The organism is Desulfobacula sp., from assembly GCF_021107415.1.
The window spans coordinates 1-3,926 of the sequence record NZ_JAIOSW010000469.1 but is presented as its reverse complement, the minus strand read 5'-3'; the positions used below and the strand labels follow the sequence as shown (position 1 = coordinate 3,926).

At 40.5% G+C, this 3,926-nt stretch carries 4 protein-coding genes; all 4 read left to right on the top strand.

Annotated features, from left to right (window positions below):
* The first annotated feature begins 434 nt into the window (after positions 1-434).
* Positions 435-1,823: a phenylacetate--CoA ligase family protein gene (locus tag K8S13_RS23570; RefSeq protein ID WP_291466175.1), complete on the top strand. Its 1,389-nt coding sequence runs from the start codon at positions 435-437 to the stop codon at positions 1,821-1,823.
* Positions 1,726-2,748: a TRAP transporter substrate-binding protein gene (locus K8S13_RS23565; RefSeq protein WP_291466174.1), complete on the top strand. Its 1,023-nt coding sequence runs from the start codon at positions 1,726-1,728 to the stop codon at positions 2,746-2,748. The genes K8S13_RS23570 and K8S13_RS23565 overlap by 98 nt, the downstream gene beginning before the upstream one ends.
* 84 nt (positions 2,749-2,832) lie before the next feature.
* Positions 2,833-3,324 (top strand): TRAP transporter small permease, encoded by a 492-nt coding sequence (locus K8S13_RS23560; RefSeq protein ID WP_291466173.1) that lies wholly within the window; start codon positions 2,833-2,835, stop codon positions 3,322-3,324.
* A partial coding sequence (locus tag K8S13_RS23555; RefSeq protein WP_291466172.1) for a TRAP transporter large permease subunit occupies positions 3,321-3,926 on the top strand: 606 nt, incomplete at its 3' end. The genes K8S13_RS23560 and K8S13_RS23555, both read left to right, overlap by 4 nt.

Here is a 3,926-nt window from a genome sequence, read left to right as displayed (position 1 = left end):
TGAAAGGAATTGTGCTGGAAGGATTTTCATCTTTTAAGGGAAACATGTATTATCTCAGTTAGAAGCCATAAAAATTTAAACAACATAGTACTACAGCGAAAATACATCAACTAAAAAAACTTAAAACGATGGTAAAAATATATGGCCTGCAAATAGCCTGCAAATACCACTTGACATTACTAATCAATCAGTTTAGTTAAAAAGAATGTTTCATCTTAAACAAAAAAGAAATTTCAGATTAAATTGTAACTGGTGGTGGCGTAGCATGGTTTTGAAGGTGCGCCCAACAGTTTAAGATAATAAAATGTATTGTAGATTAAAAAACCGTGGGCCGCTTTCTTGAGGTTCCACGGTTTTTTCTTTTGAAGTTATAAAAAAGGCCGTGGGGCAGAAAAACCCACGGCCTTTTTTATGAAAATGAAAGGAGAATTTGTATGACGAAAACGTTTATGCCTGCATTTAAAAGCCTTGATGAACTGAGCGATCATCAGCTAAATGGTCTCAAGTGGACAGTGGCACATGCGTATGGCGGTTCAGAAATTTACAGAAATAAATTTGAAGGGGCAGGTGTTCATCCTGATGATATCAAGTCGTTGGTTGACATTCAAAGACTACCCTTTACAAAAGCCGATGATTTAAGGGATGGGTATCCATTCCCGCTTTTATCGGTCCCAAAATCAAAGGTTGTAAGAATACATGCTTCATCAGGTACGACAGGAAGGAAAAAGGTACTTTGCTATACAAAGAAAGATATTGAAGACTGGACTCATTTTTTTGCAAGGTGCTATGAAATGGCGGAGCTTACAGAAGATGACAGGATTCAGATTGCCGTTGGTTATGGAATCTGGACAGCAGGTTCCGGGTTTCAACTGGGTTGCGAAAAATTTGGAGCCATGGCAATTCCTGTAGGACCGGGAAATGTTGATATGCAGTGCAGGTTTCTTGTAGATCTCCAGGCAACAGTATTATGCAGTACAGCATCAATGGCCTTGCTGATGGCCGAGGAAATAGAAAAGAGGAACTTAAGGGATAAAATTGCTCTTAAAAAGCTTATCTTCGGTTCAGAAAGAAGTTCTACGGCTATGAGAAAGAGAATCAAGGAACTGATGGGAGTTGAAGATATATTCGATATTCCCGGGTTGACCGAGCTCTATGGGCCAGGCACAGGACTTGATTGCAAAAAGCATGAAGGTATTCACTACTGGGCGGATTATTATATTCTTGAAATACTTGATCCTGAAACAATGAAACCGGTGGCTGAGGGTGAGGCAGGGGAAATGGTTGTTACCACACTAACAAAAGAGGCGGCTCCCCTGATCAGGTACAGAACAGGGGATTTAAGCCGGATTATAAGTCACCCCTGTTCTTGCGGAAACATCCTGCCCATGCATGACAGCATACTTGGGCGTACTGATGATATGATTATTTTCAGGGCTGTAAATATCTACCCGGGACAGATAGATGAGATTCTTTCAAATATCCCGGAGATCAGTTGTGAATATCAACTTGTTCTTGACCGGAAAGAAGATGGAAGGGATTACATGAAACTAAGGGTTGAATGTCATGAGGATGCGGATTCCTCCAGAAGGAGTGAGGTGCAGATAAAAATATCAAGAGATATAAAAAAACAGATTATGGTAAGCTGTCAGGTAGAACTTGTAGATTACCACAGCCTTCCAAAAGAGTCTTTGATAACAGACAACATTAAAAAAGGAGGATTAAAAGATGAAAAGAAAAACAAGTATGATTATTTATGGAATTCTAATCGCAGCATTGACTGTAACCATTTTTATACCGGCATCAGTTACAGCCGGAACGATTAAACTGAGCTATGCAAACTTTCCACCGGCTCCAACTTTTCCATGTGTTCAGATGGAAAGGTGGAAAAAAGAAGTTGAAAAGAGGGCAGGGGGCAAAATTGCGATCAATACATATCCCGGAGGGACACTGCTTGGCGCCAAAGGTATGATGGATGGTGTTATCGCAGGTCAGGCGGATATCGGCTGTATTTGCATGGCTTATCAACCCGGACGTTTTGTTATCACTAATGCCACCAGTCTGCCTTTGGGAATTCCTGATGCAAAAACAGGAAGCCTTGTGCTGCTGGATATATACAAAAAATATAATCCAAAGGCATTTGACAAGGTAAAAGTTCTGACAATGTTCACAACTGCCCCTACGAATATCATGTCAAAAGTACCTGTCAGGACATTGAAAGATATTAAAGGGCTGGATCTTAGAGCCTCAGGCGGAGCGGCCCAGATATTAGGTGCATGGGGAGCAAACCCTGTAGGCATGCCGATGCCGGCTACGGTTGAAGCACTGCAAAAGGGTGTGGTTAAGGGGCTGTTTTCATCACTTGAATCCATGAAAGAGTTTAAATTTGCCGAAATGTGTAATTATGTTACAATGACTGACACGGTTATTTATCCTTTTGCCGTGGTGATGAATATTGATAAATGGAATTCCCTGCCAAAAGATGTTCAAAAGGTAATGGATAATTTGGTTACGGAACAGGCTGAGTGGACAGGAAGATATATGGACAATCATGTAAAAGAGTCCGTAGAATGGTCCAAAGAGACCCATAAGGTTGAATTCATCAAACTTTCAAAAAAAGAAAAGGCAAAATGGGATAAAAAATTGCAGTTTTTGATCGACAAATGGGTTGCCGGTGCAAAGGAAAAAGGATTGCCGGCTGATAAAATTGTAAAGGATATAAAGAAGTTAATTTCAAAATACTCCAAATGATTGAATATGTATTGCGGATTTCCGGGCAATAAAATTCAAAGGCACCGGGAATCCGCATTTTATCAACCTTATCAAAGGAATAATATGGACACTCTTGATAAAATCAGCCTGGCTTTAAACAGGATATTGACATTAATAGGGGGAGTTTTCCTCGTAGGCATGGTTGTGTTGACATGCTCCAATATCTTTTGCCGGATAGTCTGGGTTCCTGTCAGAGGGACTTTTGAACTAATGGGTTATTTTGGAGCGATTGTGACGGCTTTTGCATTGGGATATACACAAATCAAGAGGGGACATATTGCTGTCGATGTTTTAATCAACACTTTTTCTCCACGGAAGAAAAGAGTACTGCACATTATCAACGCTTCGATCTGTTTTGTCTTTTTTGCACTTGCAGCATGGCAGATTGCGGTAAAAGCAACAACGCTTATGACTACCGGAGAAGTTACGGAAACCTTAAGGATCATTTATTATCCCTTTACTTATGCGGTATCGTTCGGATGTCTCGTTCTATCACTGGTGTTACTATCAGAGCTTGTTAAGCTGTTTTTTTATAAAAAGGAGGCTAAACGTTGAGTCTGACACTTATCGGTATTATAGGAATTGTTGCCCTTCTTTTGATACTATTTATTTTAGGAATGCCCGTGGGTTTTGCGATGGGAATCGTGGGATTCTGCGGATTCTGCTATGTAGTTTCATTCAAAGCAGGTCTTAATATGGTCGGCTCTGTTTTATGGGATACGTATTCAAAATATGGTCTGACCGTAATACCGCTTTTTATTTTAATGGGCCAGGTTGCATTCTATTCCGGAGTTAATGAAAAATTATATAATGCAGCATATAAATGGGTGGGACAGATTCGTGGCGGGATTGCAATGGCTACGGTTATGGCCTGCTCTGCATTTGCTGCAATATGCGGCTCTAATGCGGCAACAGCAGCTACCATGACTACCGTGGCTTTGCCACAGATGAATAAATTCAACTACGAACCGAAGCTAAGTACAGGTGCGATAGCCTGCGGATCTACTCTGGGTGTTGTAATTCCTCCCAGTGTTGTTTTGATTATTATCGGCCTTTCTACCGAGCAATCAATTGCAAAGCTTTTTTATGGAGGTATATCCGCAGGTATTATACTGGCGACACTTCTCATTTTAACAATTTATATTATATGTCGAATT

What these genes read in the sequence shown, in the direction of transcription:
- K8S13_RS23570 (WP_291466175.1), top strand. Translation starts at nt 435, where the DNA reads ATGACGAAAACGTTTATGCCTGCATTTAAAAGCCTTGATGAACTGAGC.
- K8S13_RS23565 (WP_291466174.1), top strand. Translation starts at nt 1,726, where the DNA reads ATGAAAAGAAAAACAAGTATGATTATTTATGGAATTCTAATCGCAGCA.
- K8S13_RS23560 (WP_291466173.1), top strand. Translation starts at nt 2,833, where the DNA reads ATGGACACTCTTGATAAAATCAGCCTGGCTTTAAACAGGATATTGACA.